This window comes from Candidatus Burkholderia verschuerenii (genome assembly GCF_001189365.1).
Classification (GTDB): Bacteria; Pseudomonadota; Gammaproteobacteria; order Burkholderiales; family Burkholderiaceae; genus Caballeronia; species Caballeronia verschuerenii.
Genome location: NZ_LFJJ01000414.1, coordinates 1 through 1,127 on the forward strand (window position 1 = coordinate 1; position 1,127 = coordinate 1,127).

Annotated in this window: 1 protein-coding gene; it reads left to right on the forward strand. The window is 42.1% G+C overall.

Annotation, left to right across the window (positions count from 1 at the left end; genetic code table 11):
• Positions 1–101: 101 nt before the first annotated feature.
• A partial coding sequence (locus tag BVER_RS36135; protein ID WP_198155510.1) for a retrotransposon gag family protein occupies positions 102–1,127 on the forward strand: 1,026 nt, incomplete at its 3' end.

Sequence of the window (1,127 nt, forward strand, 5' to 3'; positions counted from 1 at the left end):
AATTTCTTTTGTTTATGACTCGTTCTTCCCAGAAACAAGAAGACTTGATATACAATCCAGAGATTGAGAATGAAACACGAAGACTGACAAAGGAAACAAAATTGAAGAGAGTATTGTCAGCCACCTCAGAGAGTTCAGAAGTTGATCCACTAATTGAAGGAACACCTCTTTTTGAGAATCCACTCTTTGACGAAGAAAAAGAACCAATGGCAGCAGCAGCAGCAGCAGATAGGACCTTAAAAGAGTTAGCAGCTTCGGCTGTTAATCAACAACCTTTGTCCATTGTGTATCCAGAGATAGCGGGAGCATTTGAATTGAAATCTGGTTTGATACACTTATTGCCTAATTTTCATGGCTTTGCAGGTGAAGATCCTTATAAACATTTGAAGGAACTCCATGTAGTATGCTCGAGTTTCAAACCTCAAGGAGTGACTGAGGAGCATGTCAAGTTGAGAGCCTTCCCTTTTTCTTTGAAGGATAAGGCGAAGGATTGGCTGTACTATCTACCTGAAGGATCTATCCGGACATGGGACGAAATGAAGCAGACATTTTTGGAGAAGTTTTTCACTGCTTCACGAGCTGCCAACATAAGGAAAGACATATGTGGAATAAGGCAGTTCAGTAGTGAAAACTTGGATGAGTATTGGGAAAGATTCAATCAACTCTGTGCCAGTTGTCCTCAGCATCAGATTCCAGATCAGTTATTGATCCAATACTTCTACGAGGGACTTCTGCCAGCCAACAGGAGGATGATTGATGCAGCTAGTGGAGGAGCTTTAGTGAACAAGACACCAGCAGCAGCCCGAGAGTTGATTTCTAACATGGCAGAGAATACACAACAATATGGTGCACATGCTGATGAAGCTCCAAAGAGAGTGAATGAGGTACATACATCTACTCTTGAAAGTCAAATGGCTGATCTAACTGCTTTGGTTCGACAATTGGCTACAGGTCAGGTGTCTAATGTAAGGGTCTGCGGGATTTGTGCTGTATCTGGACATCCCACTGATATGTGTCCAACACTTCAAGAGGATCAAGTTCACAAAGCCAATGTAATTGGAGGATTTTTGAATCAGCCACAAAGGAGATATGATCCTTACTCGAATCAGTACAATCCTGGATGGAGG